Origin of the sequence: Coleofasciculus sp. G1-WW12-02, assembly GCF_040219735.1 — a bacterium.
Taxonomy (GTDB): domain Bacteria; phylum Cyanobacteriota; class Cyanobacteriia; order Cyanobacteriales; family Coleofasciculaceae; genus Coleofasciculus.
Genome location: NZ_JAVJRX010000191.1, coordinates 11,983 through 31,397, shown reverse-complemented (window position 1 = coordinate 31,397; position 19,415 = coordinate 11,983). Strand labels below are relative to the sequence as shown.

Below are 19,415 nucleotides of genomic sequence, written 5' to 3'. Positions count from 1 at the left end.
TTTCCCCCGGTAGCTCAGTTGGGTAGAGCGCTTGCTTGAAAAGCAAGAGGTCGTCAGTTCAATACTGACCTGGGGGACTGGCATTGCCCTATAGCTCAATGGTAGAGCGACGCGCTGTTAACGCGGGGGTTGTAGGTTCGAGTCCTACTGGGGCAGCCATTTATTGCCGGGTGGACGAATGGAAAGTCGCAGTCCTCTGAAGTCTGAGATACAGGTTCAACTCCTGTCCCGGCATCCATTCATAGTACCAAAACTCGCTCCTGTGGCGGAATTGGCAGACGCGATCGGCTTAAACCCGATTTCTTGAAATTGTGGGTTCGACTCTCGCCACCTGCTTGCCAAGTACACTGCTACTCGCGACTCAGGCAAAGCTTGAACGTTCACCTTCCCAAATCTGAAGTTGTCGTTCAGCCGCAACGATACAATTGAGAAATTTGGGTGGATGTAAGAAGTTGTCATAAGCAACTGCCATCTGTCTAGCTGCTTCGTGATAAGGAATTCGCCCTATTCCTGTGCCTAATCCAGGACAGGCAATCCTATCAATTTTTCGGGTAGCATTTTGATTGTGTCGTCGAACCGCCAAAAGCATTGCCCACATGGCTATGTATGGGATATCAGTGCCAGCAATAGACATGGGTACTCGCATGGTGGGTGTATGAGCCAAAAAAGGGTGTTTTAGATGACCCGTTTCCACAATAAATGATGTACCAACAGGCTGTTCTCCCAGGAATTCTTCCAGGATGTGCTGCTGAACGTTTATCATCAGGGAACGACCAAAAAACTGTACAATTTCTGCATCCATGCCACCATCCATCATGCCAAATGAATTGGCAGGGCTGACTAAACAGTCAAATTCGGGCAACCACTGGAAATAGTCGTTAACGATTTCTACGTTGGGTAAATAGCTGAAATACTGTTGAAAAGCTGCAAACAGTTGTGAACTGGGAGCTACAAGTATTAACTTCAAGTTGTGAACTGACCTCCGCTTAGAAGACTATTTTAGGGGCAAGTTAAGGGGAATGTCAACGTACTGGAGTGGTTATTGGCAGTTATGAAAATAGCTAGTCATGCAGATGTGGTGTCAATGGCAACACAAGGGTGTGGTAAATCCTCGATGTGGGTTCGATTCCCGCCATCTGCTTTTGAATACAGGTGTTGAGTCAAGCCTTTTTGCCTGTGCAAATCTTGCCACCTGTTTATCCGTAATTTTTATAGAAGAGGAGGAGTGAAAATGACTACGATGACGGTGACTGATGCTTTGGCAGAGTTGACACTGTTGGAAAAACGGATTGATTCTGCACGAGCCAATTTAGATAATAATACGTTAATTGCTGTTGTGGAAGTCGGCAAAGTGCCAACAGGCTACAAATCGAGAGAGGAACATGCCTCTAAAGCACGCGCTGGTTTACAACGAGTCGATGATTTAATTGCTAGACGACGGACAATTAAACGAGCCGTTGTTTTGTCTAATGCCTCCACCATGGTTTCCGTCGCGGGTCAAGAAATGACAGTGGCTGAAGCTATCGAGATGAAGAATTTCATCGTGTACTATGAGGCAGTTTTTCACACGATGGTGTCGGCGTATACTCGCACTCAGAATGAGTACAAAGCCGCTCAAGCACGAGTGAAAGAACGACTTGATAAGTTAGCCCTAGAGGTGTTAGGTAAAAATGCGGCTTCTGCAAAATATCAATCTCTGGCGGATAGCTTCTTGTCACGAGAAGGGGTAGAAATACTCGATCCCACTAATCTGGCAGAAGACATCGAGAGACGGCAAGGGTTTGTTGAAGAGTTTAAATCAACGGTTGACCGGGTACTGTCAATTAGCAATGCTCGGACAATGATTGAGATTCCCGACTAAGATAGAATTGCTGGTCACTCGAAAATCTCTAAATTTATGGGTTGCGGTGGATAGCTCAATTGCGTAGCGATTCCATCGTCTATTACCTTTAAAGCTTAAAGCTCAACGCTTAACGCTTAACGTTCAATCGTTAAAGGTTAGACAGTCAACTCTCAAACCATAAAGGTTAACCCTCGATAAAATCCAGGGTGTTGGTTGTAGGTTCTATAAAACCTTGAGGTTTCCACCTGGCTGAGTGGTCAGCATTTCATTAGTCACTCCTTTGTGTCAGCGGAATTCTAACACTTTTCACTGGTAGTCTAGAAGCCTGAGTAGGGGCGGGTTTAGTTACTTATGGATGTAACCGAAAAGATAATCGTGAAACCCGCCCCTACACAATCAATAATCAAACTGACCCAGCTAAAAGACGTGCCATGGCACGTCTGGAAAAACCTTTGCTTATTCCCATTCTCGCCACTGGTTCGCCCAGTTTTGGAAAATGCCCAAAATTTGCTCCCGTCGCTGTTCAAAATTAGCGGCAATGCTAATAAAAATGATGCCAGCGATTAAGCCAACGACCCATTTTGAAAATGGATACTGAAAACTCAAAACAACTAACTGGTAAAAAACCGTTAGCACAAATGTGGCAGTTCCAACCATTAAGAATGCCCTAATTCGCAGTCCTAATCCAGTAAATATGGCAATCAGGCTAATTATTCCTGGAATCAGTCCAGTACCTTGATGGAAAAAGAACGCGGCTAAACAAATGATGCTACTACCCAGTAAGCGGAGATAATGACGAGTTTGTCGTTTTCGGGTACGTCTTAATTCTGGATCAATTTGGGCAATGTAGAGGCAAGAACCGCCAATTATGGCAGCATACCATAAGGGTTCGGTGAGCTGTTGATTAACTAAAACACGCCAGATTGCCCAATCAACGAAAAATAGACTCAAATACGTCCAACGTAAATTAGACTGGCGGTTGGCAACCCAGGCATAAAAACCCGCAACTGCTAGTAAATTGATTGAAGATAGGGTTTGATAATTGAAGCAAACTGTTAGCAGAGGAGATATTATGGCGTAATGTTGCCAAGGTTTATCGTTCCATCCCCAGCGTCGCCAGGGAAGTTGAAAAAGAGCGATCGCGAATAAACAAGCCATTACCCCTCTCCAAGGGTCAAATATACTTAACTGTGTCCATGCCAAACGTGCATAAACACCTGTGGCGGCGACTTGGGTTAATCCGGCGTATATCCAGACGTTAGCAGATGAGGCAAAAAACTGGCGTTGTTGTCCTCTGGTACGCCCCTGTAATAACGCATAGATAGCCAGTATCCAACTGATGGCAAGTCCGACGGTTCTCAGGTTTGGTGTTGTGAACACAGACATTCCAGCCGCTAGCACCATCAGGAAACTGGCAATTGCCCAGTGAATATGGGCGGTGATTTTAATTTCAGTGATACTGAGGTTGAGAAATTGGGAACGATCGCGCGATTGCCAAAACCAAGCCAACACTCGATAAATAACCGCGATCGCAGTCGCCACAACTCCTAAAATAGTAAAGCCATCCGCCGGATTTCCCCCATCTGCTTGCAGCATCTGGTAAATCACCAATTCATACCAGGCGATGGAAATACCCGCTAGGGAAAGATAGGTGATACCTTTCCAGGAAAGACGGCGACGCCCTACGCCTATCCCGGTTAACGCCGCACCGAGAGTGAGTAACCCGGTATAAGGGGTGAAATAAGTCCAGCGTAAACCAATGCCAATCAGGGCATAAATTAAGGGTAAAATTTCCAGTGCATCCCGGTAACTTCTTCCCTGTTCCCAAAGAAGGGCGGGTTTAGTTAAATTAACGGTTGTCTCCAAAACGTTATCGGTAAAACCCGCCCCTACAAACGGGCTTCCAGACGTATCAGGGCGCGTCTCTACGGGTTCCCCTGTGTCCCCCTCTAAACGGGCAAACCACCAATCTGTGAGGAATAGCGTTAAAAGTGCCAGGATAATATTGGCGGTGGCTAGGGTTAAGGATGAACCATTTCGTAAGACAATGGTATCTGCGATCGCTAATTCAATTGCCCAACTGATGCCGTAAACACCAAATTCTGTAAATGATCGCCAACAGCGAAACCAAATCGCACCGCCAATTAAAATTGAGGCGGTTAAGTATTGCCAACTCGATGGAATCAGTTCGATGTAACTCTGGGTAATGTGTAGCGTCAGAAATCCTAATTCTGTACCAGACAGGGCAATTGCCCATCCATCCGAGGCTTGGGCGTACAATGTAGCTAACCTGCCAGACTGGGGAATTAAGCTAGCCCGTAGCAGCCATAATCCGAGAATTGCGATCGCGCCAGCCAAATACCAATCGGCGACAGATAAGGGAGATAATCCGGGAATTCCTTGCCAAAGCCATGCAGCCAAAAAGCTGAGGGCAAATCCAATCGCGATCGCGGCGGCTACAGTTTGGCGTAAATAGCGGCTATTGAGGAACATTAAAACCGTAGCAATCCCTAAGCCTATCAGTCTACTGTGCGGTGTGAATAGGGTTAGCCCTTGGGCAAAAAATAACGCGATCGCACTCCACGAAGCCGCCTGAATGCGCCGCGATCGCTGAGTAAGACGGGCAACTCCAGTTAAGGTTAATGGGGTGAGTAACCATAAAAGTCCCCAAGGGTGCGGGGAAAAGGAAACCCCATCAGGAAATCCCTCCCCAGCCAATAAAACATAACTAATTCCAGCGAGGACAAAACCAATGTGCCAACAACTGCGATACCAAATTTGTTTGGGAACAGGAGATGGGGGATTTGCTTCTACGGTTTGCCCTTCCTGGCTTCTGAAAGCCTCCTGCCTTATACTTAGACTCCATTCTCCTACCATTAGCGCCAACAATAAACTTGCCCAGAGGGGTTCGCTGAGAGTCCCAAACCATCCCTCGATAAACGAACAGAGGGTGAATAATCCGGCGATATGGGTGAGATAAACCAGAGGAATTCGCAGAGGAGGGCGACGATGGGTAACAATACCAAGGGTTACAGTCGAGAGTAATAGATTGAGCGATCGCGTCGTCGGATTCAGGGTACTGATTACCGTTAACATTACACCCAATCCTAATGTGAGTCCTTCCCCAAAACGGGCTAATTTAGGGTTCGACTTACGATACAGCCAATCTGTCAAGCCCACCCAGAGAATAACGTAGGGAAACAGGGCGACACCCCACCAAGCTTCGACGACTAAACCAAACTGTTGAGAGAGGAATGCGATTACATCTTCTCGTACCGCCAACGGGATTAATCGCCATAGTAAAAACAGCGTTTGCAAACTAATAATAAAAATGGCAGCTAAATCCCGACGCCGCCGAGAATACTGTAAGCGCTGGGCGAAAAACAAAATCGCCAACCCACTAACCGCCGTAGCTTGCCAAGGAATTGCTTCTCCTACCGAAACCAACCAACCCATCAGCAATAACCCGCCGCCAATTCCATCCCAGAGTTTTGTACTAAAGGAGGAAACAGACTCTGGTGAGACGGCTGGAGGCTTTCCCTGTCGCGCCAACAACCAACCACAGATTCCCATCGCCAAACCAAGTTGGACAATTGGCACATTCATCACGAAAATCGCCCGTCCTAACAACACCGTTAGGGCATAAATCACCACTAAACTGCCCGTAGGGGCATGATTAGGCACAGATGGGGAAGCGCGAGGGATTGGAAAGGCAGAGGGGAGGAAAATTGCGGTTCCGATGACGCCTAAATAAACGGCGACTAATGGAACCTGTGACCAATTCCAACCCCAGTGCAGATAACTCAACCATAAAATTAGAGAGGCGCGGGAGGTAAGGCGGAATGAGTTGGTTTGGATAGATTGATTGATAACCGTAATCCCGGTTAGGCTTAAAGCCGCAACACCAACAACAATCCATTCCCAGGGATGACGCCATAACCCAAAGCTATCCATTGCCCAAAAATTAACCGGGACTAAAAGTAGGGCAATCAGTTGCAAGGTTTGAGAGGTTAACTTTAAGTTAGAACGCTTTCCCGCCCAAAGGCTAATGCCCCAAAAGACAACAGTATATGCCCATAAAACACCATACTGTCCCGCCGGGGGAAAATTCTGCCATTGAGTTGCGGCGAGGACACCGGAAGAGACAACAACCAGAAAGACACCCAGAAACAGCAGCCAGCGTACACTCAGTTCCTCTTGCCATGACTGCCAGACACCGGATAAGGGTGACACCGTAGGAACGGGTTCCTCTACCTGAGTTTTCACCTTCCGGGGAGACGCAACTTGAGGACGAGATGGAAGCGGCGCAATCTCTGGTTGAGGTACGCGACAAGACAGAGAGATTCGACTTAATTGCTTAACTTGGGCATCACTGATTAAACCCAAGCGCAACCAGGTTTCTAGACCTTCGAGTAAGTTGGGATTGGAGGCAGAAACAGTCAGTTCAATTCTCAGAGAACGTGGCGAGGACATAGTTTTCGGGGGTTCGTTCGTAGTAGGCACGCTTCGTGCCAGAAGAAGCGCTTTAGCGCTTACTACAAACAGATTAATTCATCCTAGCATCAGATTTTCCCGTTTTATCGTTACTTCTAAGAGCTTACATACTTAGTACGAGAGGGCGATCGCAAAATTACAAATATTGGACTAAAATAGTACAAAAATACCAATTTAAATTATGCCTGTCTACTTCTACAGCACCCGCGAAAAACCCTACGGTTGCTTTTCCAACTTCTCTCACCATGGTTTCGAGTTAGATGGTTATTGGTGGGCAACGAGTGAACATTACTTCCAGGCACAGAAATTCGTCGATACGGATCATCCTTGGTTCGACAAAATCCGCGAGGTAAAAACACCCAAGGAAGCTGCCAAAATGGGCAGAAGTCGGGAACATCCTCTCCGTAGCGATTGGGAACAAGTTAAGGATGAAATCATGAAGCGGGGAGTATTGCAAAAGTTTAAAGCAAATGCCGATATCCGCGAGATACTTTTGGCGACAGGAGATGACTTAATTGTCGAGAATTCTCCCATAGATTACTACTGGGGGTGCGGTAAAGATAGCAGTGGTCAAAATAGATTGGGACAGATTTTAGGGGAAGTGCGAGAGATATTGCGTCAATGATAATTTGACTAAAGATTCAGGTTGAATTTCCAAGGATATCAATTGTAGTCGTTCACCAACTTGGGGAGCCAAGAACAATCCAACTGAGACGTATCTTAGGTAATAGACAAAACGGAAAAAAATGCTCCCCCGCTCCCCCAATTATGTGTATACTTTATTGGTACACCTATCCAGCTAAAAACCACAGCTAGATAGGTGAGAGAGATAGCCGCCAGTTAGGTGGTGTTAGCCTGTGGACTGGTTGAGTGCCGTCACCACCAGGATGAAGCAGGAAGTAAGCGTCAAGGATGTCCACGCTTTGGGCAACTTTGGGTAAGTCTTATGTAACGGTCTGTAGTTCTAATGGGAAAACGCCTGTTTTGCACACAGGAGGTTGCGGGTTCGACCCCCGCCAGATCCATGATGGTGTCTGAAGCCAAAGCGGTCGCGGCGCTTGTTTGTGGAACAAGTCAATAGCGGGTTCAAGTCCCGTCATTCCCATTTGTTCAGGTGTGGCGCAGTTTGACTATTGACTAGCTAATTGATATTATAATAATTATACTGCTTCCCTTTCAAAACCCTCGCATTATAAATAAATTTAGATGGGCTAGTTTCTCATCTTAATAGCGCGTAATTTAAGTCAAAAAACTTATATCTGTAAAAGCCATGAAGATAGAATCTCTTAAACTAGAACTGATTCAGTGGATTTTGTTATTGCAAGATGTTCAACTCTTAAATGAAATTCAGAACATAAAAGAAAACTCAGTGAAAAATATAGCCCCGACTAAGCCTCGGCAATTTGGTTGTGGCAAAGGTATTTTTAGTTATGTGGCAGATGATTTTGATGCAATACCTCCGGGTTTTGAAGACTATATGCTATCATGAACTATTTAATTGATACTCATATACTAATTTGGTTTATTGAAGGGAACACTAATCTTTCTACACAGGCACAAAAATTAATTGCTAATCCTGCTAATTCTATCTATGTCAGTCAAGCGAGTTTATGGGAAATGACCATTAAGATTAGTATCAGCAAGTTGTCTTTGTCGATTTCATTGTCTGAGTTAGAAATTTTTCTAATAAATAATCAGTTTCAAATTTTAGACGCTAAGTTTAGTCATTACGAAATATTGCAGCATTTGCCCTTTCATCATCAAGATCCTTTTGATCGGCTAATTATCGCTCAGGCGAAAGCCGAAGATTACATTATTATCACCAACGATCATCGCTTCAAACTGTACAATGTAAAATTGGTGTAAGTCGAACACCATCTGGGCTTTTCTGGGTTACTTATTCGAGAAGGCTGCGTTTATTGTTTTCAATAGATTAGCCGACACAAGCGACAGGCAAAAAACAGACAATTGGAGTAGGTTTCTAAATCCGGCAATACGCGATCGCGTATATTCAAAACTAACTAAAACCCATGCAATTTATCGCAACTCTCGATTGCATCGACTACAGCCTAGGGCGCACGCCCCGTGCGCCCCTACACATAATGCATTATGTGTGTTGCACCATGGCGTAATCCTGTTAGTACATTTGCTCTGAACAGTGTAAAATCTGAGGCTAGGGAACCGTGAGTAGCTAGATTTCACCCAAATGAAGGATGATTTTTGCCCTGAGTTGAGCCTAGGCTGGGAAACATTCACCCTTATCTCAAGTCAATACTCTCATTATTGTTTCGATAGAAAGATTACATTATGGCTCAAACTCTTTACGTTAATCCCGCTACCGGAAACGATAGCGCTGCGGGTGACCAATCTGCTCCCTGGAAAACCCTGTCCAAAGCCCTGCAACAAGCCCAAGCCGATACAACTATCCAACTGGCGGCGGGAACCTATAATGGGACTAGCGGCGAGATTTTCCCACTGCAAGTCCCATCTGGGGTCAAACTTGTAGGCAATGAAGGGAATAAAGGCAGTGGTATTGTAATTGAAGGAAGTGGTGAGTATATTAGTCCCACGCTGGCTCAACAAAATATAACCCTTTTACTCGCAAATACAACCGAAGTGCGTGGTGTCACGGTGACGAATAAAGCCACGCGAGGCACAGGGATTTGGATTGAATCGACTGATCCGACTATAACCAACTGTACCTTTACTCAATGTAATCGCGAAGGGGTTTTAGCCACAGGAACAGCCAAACCTAACGTTGTCAATAATAACTTCATTGATAATGGTGGTAATGGCATCTCCTTTACCAAAAATGCTCAAGGTGAAATTAAAAATAATAGTTGCAAAAAAGCAGGGTACGGTATTAGCATTGATGGCAATGCGACGCCGCGAGTTGTAGATAATCTTATTTCTGAAAACCGTTTCGGAGTGGGAGTTTCTGTAGATGCTAAACCTATCCTGCGAAATAACCGGATTGAAGATAATGAAGAATACGGTATAGCCGTGACAGGCAATGCCGAACCCGACTTAGGTAGCAAAGAAGCTCCAGGTAATAATATTTTTCGCAACAACGGCAAATTCGCCATTCTCAACTCCAGCAAGAATACCCTGGTTTCTTGGGGAAATCAGTTGACGAGTAATCAAGTTAGTGGTTCAGTTAAAATTGAGGGCAGCATCGTCGGTGATAACGGTGATAGCGGTGGAGATGGTGGTAATGGGGATTCACCACCGGATAGCTTCTCCGATATTCAAAACCACTGGGCAAAACCCTTTATTGAAGGATTACTTGACAAAGGATTAATTAGCGGCTTTAAAGATGGCACATTTAAGCCCGATGAAAAAATGACCCGCGCTCAATATGCGGCACTATTAGTGAAAGCCTTTAATCCCTCGGCTAAACGGAATGCGATAAATTTCACAGATGTTGCCGCTGATTTATGGGCAAAGGATGTGATACAACAGGCTTATCGCGGCGAATTCCTGTCTGGTTTTCCAAAAAATACCTTTAAACCCAATGATAATGTGCAACGGGTGCAAGTGATTGTTTCTTTGGTTAATGGATTGGAGTTATCGGCAAGCGATGAGACGGTGTTGATTACCTATAGCGATCGCGCGGCTATTCCAGATTATGCCAAAGATGAAGTCAACACGGCAACCAAGAAAGAAATTGTGGTGAGTTATCCGGATACGAAACAACTTAACCCGACAAAAGATGCTACCCGTGCTGAGGTGGCGGCGATGGTGTATCAGGCGCTGGTTGATGCGAATCAGGTGAGTGAAGTTAACTCAGACTATATTGTTAGCGCCAGTAAAACCTTCCCTGATATTCAAAACCATTGGGCAAAACCCTTTATTGAAGGATTACTCAAGAAAGGGTTAATTAGCGGTTTTGGTGATGGTACATTTAAACCCAATGAAAAAATGACCCGCGCTCAATATGCGGCGTTATTGGTTAAAGCCTTTGACCCTGAACCTAAACGGGAAGCCAAGAAATTTCTGGATGTTAGTGACAAGTCTTGGGCAAAGGATGTGATTCAAAAAGCCTATCGCGGCGAATTTCTGTCTGGTTATCCTGGTGATATGTTCCGCCAGGGAGATAATGTAGAACGGGTTCAGGTTTTGGTGTCTTTGGTGAATGGATTAGAATTATCAGAATCTGATGATAATGCCTTAAATGTTTACGAGGATAGCGATGATATTCCTGACTATGGTAAGGAGGAAGTAGCCACGGCAACGAAGAAACAAATTGTGGTGAATCACCCTGATATCAAAAAACTAAATCCGACAAAAGCGGCTACCCGTGGTGAGGTGGCTGCTATGGTTTATCAAGCCTTAGTGGATGCGAATCAGGTGAGTGTGATTGACTCGGATTACATTGTTTCTGCGTAAAGGGGGAAAGTATTAACCTGCTTTGGGTTTGAACCCAAGGAACCAAAAACTCAAGCCCTATTGCTTGAACTCTGGGCAGGTTTTCTCTTCCCTGATCCAGGTTAGGTGGAGTATATTCATTAGGACTAGCAAATTCCAACTAAAACTTTAATTAATTTTGCGGTGAGGCGATGTTACCTTCTGGCTTCACCGCTTTTTTTATGCTTGGCGTGGGTTAACTGGTGTCGTGTTTTTCGTGAAACAGTTATTTTGTTGATGAAATTCTCCGCAAATATAATTCACAATAGTGCCGTAGTACAGCCAATCGGATAGATTAGCCTAACATCCAGAAACTATAGGGTAAAAAGACGTGCGCCTAAAACACCCACTATTCAAGTTTCCATCCGGATTGGTGTAAGCTAGATTAACACCGTACTTATTCAACGTGAGATTGGGGTGATGAAAACTTTAGAGGAAATCAAGCAATGGCTTGTGCAAAATAAGTCAGTGTTGCAGGAACGTTATCAGGTTAGGGAACTCGGTATTTTTGGTTCCTACGTGAGAAAAGAGCAGACTGAAACGAGCGATGTTGATGTGTTAGTGGAGTTTTCCCAGACACCCAGCTTGTTAAAGTTTGTCAATTTGGAGAATTATCTTACTGATAACCTAGGAGTTAAGGTTGATCTGGTGCATAAGGGAGGCTTGAAGCCTCGAATTGGAGAGCGGGTTTTGGCGGAGGTTGTTTACCTGTGACCAAACGGCAAGTGGAGGACTATTTACAGGATATTTTGGATGCTGTTGCTGCTATTGAACAGTTTACCGCAGGTATTGATTTTGAAGCTTTCTCACAAAATTTAGAGAAGGTTTTTGCAGTTTCAAGAGCTATGGAAATTATTGGTGAAGCTGTGAAGCGAGTACCTGATTCAGTGAGAAATCAATATCCTGATATTCCTTGGAGAGATATTGCCGGAATGCGGGATAAACTGATTCATGATTATTTTAATGCAAATGTGGAAATCATCTGGCAAGCGGTTCAGGAAGATGTTCCTCAGTTAAAAATGATGATTTCCGAGGTTTTGAGGAAAATTAAAAATTCATAGTAATGGAAAATAGACGTATTTTTAAAACCAACAAGGTAGGTTAAATGATATTCGCTTCAGCATTAATATTGGTGGGTTACGGCGGAGAATTTATTCAATGGTTATTGTCCTGATGAGAAACCCGCCTAACCCACCCTACACAAAATATTTTTTGGCGTAGTGATTGTTTAAGGTTAAGAGAGCTCTAAGTTAAAACGCTGGTTCGCATTGACTGGGAGTCGGGGAGACAAGCTAACCTGGAAGGAAGAGATACCTGTAGTTGTTCTGTTAACGTTTGACAAATTCACACATGGCACAGTCTTATTTTGATTCGGATCAAAACGGTCACAAGTCCTTTGAATTACCGGGTGCTAGACCCCACTACAACCCCGATCGCCCGGGACAAGTTAATCATATTTTCCTGGATTTGGTCTTGGATATCCCCAAGCAGCGCTTAGAAGGGACTTGCACTATTACTTTAACGCCAGTGCGGAATGATATCCATCAGTTTGTCCTGGATGCGGTGAACCTGACGATTGAATCGGTGCAGATTGATGGTGAATCCCAACCCTTTGACTGTGACGGGGAACAACTACAGATCCAACTTCACAACCCGACTGAGGCGGGGAAAGAGGTAAAAATCGCGATCGCGTATCATGTGGAGAAGCCGCAACGGGGTATCTATTTCATTACTCCCAGCCAAGATTACCCCAACAAACCCACCCAGGTGTGGACACAGGGAGAAGATGAAGACTCTCGCTTCTGGTTCCCCTGTTTCGATTATCCCGGTCAATTAGCCAGTTCTGAACTGCGCGTCACGGTTCCCAAACCCCTGATGGCGATATCCAATGGGGAACTGATCGGAACTCAACAAGAGGGCGATCGCACAACCTATCACTGGTTACAGAACCATGTTCATCCTACCTATTTGATGACCCTGGCGGTAGGGGACTTTGCCGAAATTCGTGATCAATGGCAAGGAAAACCTGTTACCTATTATGTAGAAAAAGGGCGCGAAGATGATGGGCGGCGCAGTATGGGGAAAACGCCCCAGATGATAGAATTCTTTAGTCATGTCTTTGGCTATCCCTATCCTTATCCTAAATACGCCCAAGTCTGTGTTGATGACTTTATCTTTGGGGGGATGGAAAACACCTCTACCACCCTACTTACCGATCGCTGCTTACTCGATGAACGGGCGGCGCTTGATGGGATGCGTACCGAAAGCTTAGTCGCCCACGAATTGGCACATCAATGGTTTGGTGACTTGGTGGTGATCAAGCATTGGTCCCATGCTTGGATTAAGGAAGGAATGGCGTCCTATACCGAAGTTTTGTGGACCCAGCAGGAGTATGGTAAAGATGATGGGGCGTATTACCTACTTAATGAAGCCCGCAGCTACATACACGAAGACACCTCCCGCTATCGCCGCCCCATTGTTACCCATATCTACCGAGAAGCGATTGAATTGTATGACCGCCACCTTTATGAAAAAGGGGCTTGTGTCTATCACATGATTCGGGCGGAATTGGGGGATGAGTTATTCTGGAAGACGATTCAAACCTTTGTGCAAGATAATGCCCATAATACAGTAGAAACCGTTGACCTATTACGGGCAATTGAAAAAGCCACGGGTCGAAATCTCCTCTTTTTGTTCGATCAATATGTCTTCCGAGGTGGTCATCCCGACTATAAAGTTAGCTACACCTGGGACGCCGACAGCCAGTTGGCGAAAGTGACAGTTAGCCAAAGCCATGCAAAAGAGAGTCAAAATGGTAGTAAAAATGAGCTATTTGACCTAAAAATTCCCATCGCTTTTGGCTACAAAGACGCTGATTCCCCACTGAAAACATTTAAGGTTCGCATCCATGAACGGGAACAGAGTTTCTATTTCCCCTTGGAGAAAAAGCCCCAGTTTATTAGTTTTGATGCAGGGAACAATTACTTAAAAACGGTGACGCTGGAGTATCCGTTAGCCGAACTGAAAGCCCAGCTAAAACATGACCCTGACCCCGTTTCCCGGATTTACGCCGCCCAAGCGTTAGTTAAGAAGGGGGGGTTAGAAGTGGTTCAGGCGTTAGCCCAAGCCATGACTGATGATCCGTTCTGGGGTGTACGAGTCGAAGTCGCTAAACAATTAGCAAAGGTCAAACTGGATCAAGCCTCTGTTGCTTTAGTCGCTGGATTGCCGGATAAAGATGCGCGGGTGCGGCGCTCGGTGGTTGAAGCCTTGAATAAGGTGAAAACAGTAGAAAGCTATGAAGCATTAAAGCATCTACTAGAGGTGGGGGATGCTAGTTATTATGTGGAAGCGTCTGCGGCGAAGGTGCTGGGTAAACTGGCGTCAGGGAGTATGAAAGATAAAGCTGATGAAGTGCTGCAACTTTTAAGCACGATCCTTAATCAACGTGCGGGTTGGAATGAAGTTGTGCGATCGGGTGCGATCGCGGGATTGAGTCAGATGAAGTCTTCACCCCAGGCGTTAGATGTAATTATGGAGTACACTAAGCCCGGTGTTCCTCAACCCTTGCGACTGGCGTCAATTCGGGCTTTAGGTACGATTTCCACGGGTCAAACCCCGAATAAGCTAGAGGAAATATTGGAGGCGTTAGAGGAGTTATCTGGGGAGTCGTTCTTCCTGACTCAAGTGGCGGTGGTTTCCGCATTAGCTCAAATGGAGACTGTCAAAGCGATTGGGGTTTTGCGATCGCTGTGTGATCAAACACCGGATGGGCGTGTACGTCGGCGGGCGGAAGAGGCGATTCAAAAGGTGCAGAAGCAGGTGGGTTCAGACAAAGCGATTAAACAGCTTCGCGAAGAACTTGACCAGATTAAGCAAGAAAATCAGGAACTTAAAAGCCGCCTAGAAAGCCTAGAAGCGAAATCGTCTTAATTTGTCATTGGTCAACGGTAGGGGCGCATAGACGTGCGCCCTCTCATCTTTTCGTTGCATCGGGATAATTGAACACTGAAAATCTCCTTCAGGAGACGATAACTGGGATGGGTTCACCTTGGCGCGATCGCATCTACATTTTTGTCCGGTTCTGATGCTTTAACTGATTGAGAGGCGTTGTTCAAGGTTAGGACAATTTGCTGTATTACTGATTGGATAGGCTTACACCCGTGATTTCACCGAATCTTTGTGTTGAATCGGGATTAAATTGACCCTATAGGCTGGCACATTTTCCCATTATGAAGTAAGCATCCCACAAAACCATGGCATTTGTCAACACTGAAATAGAAATTATTTTCCTAGTTTGAGAGTTAGGGGTGAATTCGGTAATGTTTATAGGGTAACGCAGAGGACGCAGAGGGTAGCGCAGAGGGGCGCAGAGGGGAAATTGCTTGCGTTTGGGGTGGGGTGCGATCGCGTTGGTTTTTTGAACACTGAACATCCCCTTCAGGAGACGATAACTGGGATGGGTTGACCTTGGCGCGATCGCATCTACATTTTTGTCCGGTTCTGATGCTTTAACTGATTCCGATACCTTGTGCTTGCTTAGAATAATTCACGCTATTACTGATCAGACAAGCTTAAATCCGTGATTTCACCCCATACTTGTGTTGAATCGGGATGAAAAGCGACCCTATAGGCGGACACATTTTTCCATTATGAAATAAGTATCTCAGAAAACCACCGCATTTGTCAATACTGAAATAGAAATGATTTTAGTGATTCTAGGCTAATAGTTCATCAACGGTTATACTGAAACCGGGTAAAACAGTTTGTGTACTCACCACTTCCCCAGAAGTAAACACCAATCTCTGGTTGTGAGTGGCGATAATAATCCAACGGCTTTCTGGAAAGACTAACCAAACTTCCTTACCACCCGATTGTAAGTATTCTTGGGCTTTGATAATCACATCTTCAGCTAAATCAGTGGGGGAAACGATTTCTGCACTCAGGGGAAAACTTCGGGGGAGGACTTTTGCATCACCATATTGGCTGACAAGTTCTGGGGGAAGATAGGCGACATCGGGACAACGCCCTTGTTTATTGGTGCGACAAGGTGCTTCTGTATAGACTTCTCCACCTAATTCACTGGAGTCTTTATGGGTTCTCCAGTAAGAAGAAAGTTTGGATTGAATTCGACTATGTTTGAGTGTCATGCCATTTTTTTCGATTAATTCTCCATTGACCCATTCTGTACTATTTGGGTGATTTTCCATCCAGTCGTCTAGGGAGATGGGTTGGGTGTGAGTTGAGGGAGTTGTTGAGGTGATCATTGCTTGAGAGTTAGGGGTGAATTCGATAACGTTTATAGGGTAACGCAGAGGTTAGCACTTAGTCCGTAAGGCGTACCGAAGGCAACCGAGGGTATCCAAATGGATTATAATTAAAGGGCTTAAATGACTCAAAACTCTTAGTCATGTTCAGTACAACAGTCACCGATACCGGACAAATTACGATTCCTCAAGAAATTCAGGACTACCTTAAACTTAGTAGTGGCAGTAAAATTGATTTTGTTATTGATGAAGACGGTCAGGTTAAACTGATTCCTCTTAATGTTTCTGTAGAAAAATTATCAGGGTTTTTACACCGACCTGGCATCAGGAAATCTACCCTAGAAGAAATGGAAGTTGCCATCTCTGAGGGAGCCAATGATTGGGCTTGATACAAACATTCTGGTTCGCTACCTTACCCAAGATGATGAACAGCAGTGGCAAAAAGCCGTCGCACTGATTCAACAAAACCAGCCCTGTTTTATTACCAATATTGTCCTTTGCGAGTTGGTTTGGGTTCTCAAAGGAGGCAACTACGGGTTCCATAAAGATGAAATTATCAATACCCTAGAAGCAATGTTACATAGTTCTGCTTTTGAATTTGAAAACCGTTCTACTGTTTATCAAGCTTTACAGCGGTACAAACAAGGTAGTGCTGACTTTTCGGATTATTTAATCGGAGCGATTGTCCATCAAGCGGGTTGTACAGAAACAGTTAGTTTTGATCGCAAGCTGAAGAAACAAAAAGGATTTCGTTGTCTGGAATAATGTTCAACAACTGATACCCAAACATTGTTCTTAGCTAGGACAATGAGCGCTATTCAGGTGTTTATTATTTTCCCTTAGTCAAGGGCGACCCGAGTAAATTGAGTAGACACTGCTGTTGATTCGTGCCAGCGGGTCGCCCCTACAGGATAATTAAAAATAATACAATTATCCCTTTGCTAGAAACGTTACATCCAACGTCTGTACAAACCTCTAGTCATGTACGGGGCTGCCATCAGGGAACAATAACTGAATACGTTGTTGTTTCAGACGTTCTTCTTCGGCACACAGTTTTTCAATTTCTTTTACTACGTCTTCAGCAATCCCTAGAGCCGCAGCCGCTTGACGGACAACCTTTTTTTCTTTGTCGTGATAAACGCCATCAGCCGCACAAACTTTAATCGTAAAGTAGATTACAGCTTTGCGAGATTTATTGGTTGTCTGAGTTTGAGAAAGTACCTCGACGATATCTTCATTTGCCGGATAGGTTTCTAATTCTTGCAGTAGCTCTTCTCGGTATCCACAAGCCGCCGCCCGACCCAGCGCCCACTGTCTTTCTTCATTCGTCAGTGTCCCGTCGCCATTAGCGGCAATGAGTTGAGCCTTGAGAAAAGTGGTATGTACTTCTGCCGGAGGAATCTCTTCAGGCTGCCAACCCCAGACATCCTGGTAGTACCAATTCACTGTCCGTTGGCGAGCGGCATCAATTTGGTTTGTCGTCATAGTTTCTTTTTTCTTTTCAACGCTAAACAATCGATTTTAACTTCCTCTCAATATCCTCCCAGACAATCCCGATTATTTTTATTAAAGTTACTTATTTTTTTGGAAAAATTTAATAAGTTTTTTTTATGCAAAAAACTGGATAAAAATTCTAATATAAGGTAGAGTGGATATTTAATTCCTACATAAAGAATAAAATAACTATTTATTAGCCAATTTTTTAAACATTAAACCACCAAACTCTATGTTGGATTGCATTGTGATTGGAGCTGGCCCCGGAGGTCTAGTGACAACCAAAGAATTACTCGAACAAGGGGTGCGCGACGTTGTCTGTTTAGAGCAAGCCGAGGATGTGGGTGGCGTTTTTGCTAAAACCTACGACAGTTTAGTCCTAACCTCGTCTTGCACCTATAGTATGTTTTCCGACTTCTGGATTGGTGATGGAGAACAGCACAAATTCTGGACAAAGACTGAAGCCCTTGACTATTGGAAGCGATATGCCAAACAGTTTGGTGTGTTAGAGAAAATTCGTTTCAACGCCAAAGTTGTAGCCCTGGCGGAGCAGGAAGAAAACCAAGGATGGCAAGTTCAATTGGCATCTGGAGAGACTTTACTTTCAAAACGAGTGGCATTGGCGATCGGGAATAATAGTATCCCGAATTATTCCAAATGGAAAGAATTATTAACGGAGGTAGATTTTTCCCATTCCCAAGACTATCGTAATGCTGAGGGCTTTGCGGGCAAAAATATATTAGTCGTTGGCGGCGGTGAATCCGGTTCAGACATAGCTCTAGAATTATCTCGTGTCGCCAATAATTGCTGGGTTAGTCTGCGGCATTCAACGGGGTTTGTCGTACCTCGCCAGAGAAATAATCGCGCCAACGACATCGCTAGCAATCGGGGTATATACGGCTTACCCAGAGACTATGGATATACCTTGAGCAAAATTATCTTGCGACAGTGGTTAAATTACAACAATCCTGTTGAGCAAACTGCCGTTACCCTGAATGAGAAAGTTAAGTGCAGAAACGGAGTTTTGGGAACATACGGAACTAAAACATTCGCGTTACCAAAGGCAATTGTGGAGCATGGGTGTCACGTCGTTGGTGACATAATTACGGTAAAAGATGGTGGCAAAACATTACTCACGGTTGATGGGAAAACTTTGCAAGATGTAAATGCGGTACTATTTTGTACGGGCTACAAAAACTATGTACCTTTCCTTCCCGATGAACTGAAGCAAACTGACCCCCGGAACCTTTACAAACATCTATTTCATCCCCAGTATCGAGACAAAATCACTTGGATTGGCTGGGCACGTCCGGGGTTCGGAAGTCAGTTTCCGATTATGGAAATGCAAGCCCGATTGTTTGCCTTGATTTGTACTGGTGAAAAAACGCTTCCGGCTGCGGCGGAAATGGAGCAAATAGCATCGATAGATCGAGAGAACTATTTAAACCAGTTTGAACATAATGCTCTTCGCATCCGTAGTTTGGTTGATTATCATATTTACATGGATGATATGGCTGATATAATCGGTTGCAAACCGCCATTATGGAACTACTTTTTCTTACATCCTCGCCTCTGGCTGCGTATTGTTTATGGTGCTACCAATGCAACGCAATTTCGTTTACGAGGTTCCGGTGATAAGAAAGCGTTGGCTCAAGAAATAATTGCCAAATTACCTGTCTGTTCTTTCAATTACTTTTTTCTTGCTGGTCTCAAAGGTCGCGTGATGTATGGGTTCAATGCTATCGTTAAAGGGGTAACCCAATTCTGGCAAAAAATTAGAATTGGACAAGGGAAAGCCAATGCATTGCGATAAGGAGTGGAAAGCATCTGTTTGTTTCAAGCCGCTTCATCCCTATGCCTATAGTCTAGCCAGGACAAATGTGTTTTCTTGCCTATGCCGAACCCAGGTT

General features: G+C 44.7%; 15 protein-coding genes and 6 tRNA genes. 17 read left to right on the top strand and 4 right to left on the bottom strand.

Going from position 1 to position 19,415, the window contains the following annotated elements; genetic code table 11:
* Nucleotides 1–3: 3 nt before the first annotated feature.
* From RID09_RS29800 to RID09_RS29790, 3 genes are all read left to right on the top strand, one after another.
* Nucleotides 4–77: transfer RNA gene (locus tag RID09_RS29800), tRNA-Phe, on the top strand.
* Nucleotides 78–84: 7 nt separating this feature from the next.
* Nucleotides 85–159 (top strand) — tRNA-Asn (locus tag RID09_RS29795).
* Nucleotides 160–164: 5 nt separating this feature from the next.
* Nucleotides 165–238 (top strand) — tRNA-Gln (locus RID09_RS29790).
* Nucleotides 239–361: 123 nt separating this feature from the next.
* Here the strand turns inward: RID09_RS29790 and RID09_RS29785 are convergent.
* Nucleotides 362–967 carry a macro domain-containing protein gene (locus RID09_RS29785; protein ID WP_446339530.1) on the bottom strand — a complete coding sequence of 202 codons (606 nt, stop codon included), beginning with the start codon at nucleotides 965–967 and terminating at the stop codon, nucleotides 362–364.
* 102 nt (nucleotides 968–1,069) lie between these two features.
* Between RID09_RS29785 and RID09_RS29780 the strand changes: the two genes are divergently transcribed.
* Nucleotides 1,070–1,141, top strand: a tRNA-Thr gene (locus RID09_RS29780).
* Nucleotides 1,142–1,231: 90 nt separating this feature from the next.
* Complete coding sequence (locus RID09_RS29775) at nucleotides 1,232–1,861, top strand: hypothetical protein (RefSeq protein WP_446339529.1); 630 nt, start codon at nucleotides 1,232–1,234, stop codon at nucleotides 1,859–1,861.
* A 438-nt stretch (nucleotides 1,862–2,299) separates the two neighbouring features.
* Here RID09_RS29775 and RID09_RS29770 read toward each other — a convergent pair whose 3' ends face one another.
* Complete coding sequence (locus RID09_RS29770) at nucleotides 2,300–6,316, bottom strand: DUF2157 domain-containing protein (RefSeq protein WP_446339528.1); 4,017 nt, start codon at nucleotides 6,314–6,316, stop codon at nucleotides 2,300–2,302.
* A 202-nt stretch (nucleotides 6,317–6,518) separates the two neighbouring features.
* Here RID09_RS29770 and RID09_RS29765 point away from each other — a divergent pair, with 202 nt between their 5' ends.
* From RID09_RS29765 to RID09_RS29725, 9 genes are all read left to right on the top strand, one after another.
* Nucleotides 6,519–6,962 (top strand): NADAR family protein, encoded by a 444-nt coding sequence (locus RID09_RS29765; protein ID WP_446339527.1) that lies wholly within the window; start codon nucleotides 6,519–6,521, stop codon nucleotides 6,960–6,962.
* Nucleotides 6,963–7,290: 328 nt separating this feature from the next.
* A tRNA-Ala gene (locus RID09_RS29760) sits at nucleotides 7,291–7,362 on the top strand.
* Nucleotides 7,363–7,375: 13 nt separating this feature from the next.
* Nucleotides 7,376–7,442, top strand: a tRNA-His gene (locus tag RID09_RS29755).
* Between the two features lie 165 nt (nucleotides 7,443–7,607).
* On the top strand, nucleotides 7,608–7,826 hold the full coding sequence (locus tag RID09_RS29750; RefSeq protein WP_446339526.1) for a hypothetical protein: 219 nt from the start codon (nucleotides 7,608–7,610) through the stop codon (nucleotides 7,824–7,826).
* Entirely contained in the window at nucleotides 7,823–8,203 is a 381-nt protein-coding gene (locus tag RID09_RS29745; RefSeq protein ID WP_446339525.1) for a type II toxin-antitoxin system VapC family toxin, read from the top strand. Before RID09_RS29750 ends, RID09_RS29745 begins: the two co-directional genes overlap by 4 nt.
* 441 nt (nucleotides 8,204–8,644) lie before the next feature.
* A complete protein-coding gene (locus tag RID09_RS29740; protein ID WP_446339524.1) occupies nucleotides 8,645–10,726 on the top strand; it encodes an S-layer homology domain-containing protein in 2,082 nt (693 codons plus the stop codon).
* Nucleotides 10,727–11,164: 438 nt separating this feature from the next.
* The gene (locus tag RID09_RS29735) at nucleotides 11,165–11,458 is read left to right on the top strand and encodes a nucleotidyltransferase family protein (protein ID WP_446339523.1); all 294 of its coding nucleotides are present in this window, start codon (nucleotides 11,165–11,167) and stop codon (nucleotides 11,456–11,458) included.
* Complete coding sequence (locus RID09_RS29730) at nucleotides 11,455–11,805, top strand: HepT-like ribonuclease domain-containing protein (RefSeq protein ID WP_446339522.1); 351 nt, start codon at nucleotides 11,455–11,457, stop codon at nucleotides 11,803–11,805. The genes RID09_RS29735 and RID09_RS29730 overlap by 4 nt, the downstream gene beginning before the upstream one ends.
* Nucleotides 11,806–12,094: 289 nt before the next feature.
* Complete coding sequence (locus RID09_RS29725) at nucleotides 12,095–14,677, top strand: M1 family aminopeptidase (protein ID WP_446339521.1); 2,583 nt, start codon at nucleotides 12,095–12,097, stop codon at nucleotides 14,675–14,677.
* A gap of 785 nt (nucleotides 14,678–15,462) precedes the next feature.
* On the opposite strand, the gene RID09_RS29720 is transcribed toward RID09_RS29725, so the two are convergent.
* Entirely contained in the window at nucleotides 15,463–16,011 is a 549-nt protein-coding gene (locus tag RID09_RS29720) for a Uma2 family endonuclease (protein WP_446339520.1), read from the bottom strand.
* Between the two features lie 143 nt (nucleotides 16,012–16,154).
* On the opposite strand from RID09_RS29720, the gene RID09_RS29715 reads away from it, so the two are divergent.
* Both RID09_RS29715 and RID09_RS29710 read left to right on the top strand, forming a co-directional pair.
* Nucleotides 16,155–16,400, top strand: a complete 246-nt coding sequence (locus RID09_RS29715) for an AbrB/MazE/SpoVT family DNA-binding domain-containing protein (RefSeq protein WP_446339519.1) — start codon at nucleotides 16,155–16,157, stop codon at nucleotides 16,398–16,400.
* The gene (locus RID09_RS29710) at nucleotides 16,387–16,776 is read left to right on the top strand and encodes a PIN domain-containing protein (RefSeq protein WP_446339518.1); all 390 of its coding nucleotides are present in this window, start codon (nucleotides 16,387–16,389) and stop codon (nucleotides 16,774–16,776) included. The genes RID09_RS29715 and RID09_RS29710 overlap by 14 nt, the downstream gene beginning before the upstream one ends.
* A gap of 210 nt (nucleotides 16,777–16,986) precedes the next feature.
* Here the strand turns inward: RID09_RS29710 and RID09_RS29705 are convergent, their stop codons facing one another.
* Complete coding sequence (locus RID09_RS29705) at nucleotides 16,987–17,496, bottom strand: TerB family tellurite resistance protein (RefSeq protein ID WP_446339517.1); 510 nt, start codon at nucleotides 17,494–17,496, stop codon at nucleotides 16,987–16,989.
* 256 nt (nucleotides 17,497–17,752) lie between these two features.
* Between RID09_RS29705 and RID09_RS29700 the strand changes: the two genes are divergently transcribed.
* Nucleotides 17,753–19,318, top strand: coding sequence for a flavin-containing monooxygenase (locus tag RID09_RS29700; protein WP_446339516.1), 1,566 nt, complete (start codon nucleotides 17,753–17,755; stop codon nucleotides 19,316–19,318).
* Nucleotides 19,319–19,415: the final 97 nt, after the last annotated feature.

Bases quoted from the DNA above. Each gene is read 5' to 3' on its own strand.
- RID09_RS29735 (WP_446339523.1), top strand. From the start codon at position 11,165: ATGAAAACTTTAGAGGAAATCAAGCAATGGCTTGTGCAAAATAAGTCA.
- RID09_RS29740 (WP_446339524.1), top strand. From the start codon at position 8,645: ATGGCTCAAACTCTTTACGTTAATCCCGCTACCGGAAACGATAGCGCT.
- RID09_RS29720 (WP_446339520.1), bottom strand. From the start codon at position 16,011: ATGATCACCTCAACAACTCCCTCAACTCACACCCAACCCATCTCCCTA.
- RID09_RS29715 (WP_446339519.1), top strand. From the start codon at position 16,155: ATGTTCAGTACAACAGTCACCGATACCGGACAAATTACGATTCCTCAA.
- RID09_RS29750 (WP_446339526.1), top strand. From the start codon at position 7,608: ATGAAGATAGAATCTCTTAAACTAGAACTGATTCAGTGGATTTTGTTA.
- RID09_RS29775 (WP_446339529.1), top strand. From the start codon at position 1,232: ATGACTACGATGACGGTGACTGATGCTTTGGCAGAGTTGACACTGTTG.
- RID09_RS29705 (WP_446339517.1), bottom strand. From the start codon at position 17,496: ATGACGACAAACCAAATTGATGCCGCTCGCCAACGGACAGTGAATTGG.
- RID09_RS29745 (WP_446339525.1), top strand. From the start codon at position 7,823: ATGAACTATTTAATTGATACTCATATACTAATTTGGTTTATTGAAGGG.
- RID09_RS29770 (WP_446339528.1), bottom strand. From the start codon at position 6,316: ATGTCCTCGCCACGTTCTCTGAGAATTGAACTGACTGTTTCTGCCTCC.
- RID09_RS29710 (WP_446339518.1), top strand. From the start codon at position 16,387: ATGATTGGGCTTGATACAAACATTCTGGTTCGCTACCTTACCCAAGAT.
- RID09_RS29725 (WP_446339521.1), top strand. From the start codon at position 12,095: ATGGCACAGTCTTATTTTGATTCGGATCAAAACGGTCACAAGTCCTTT.
- RID09_RS29765 (WP_446339527.1), top strand. From the start codon at position 6,519: ATGCCTGTCTACTTCTACAGCACCCGCGAAAAACCCTACGGTTGCTTT.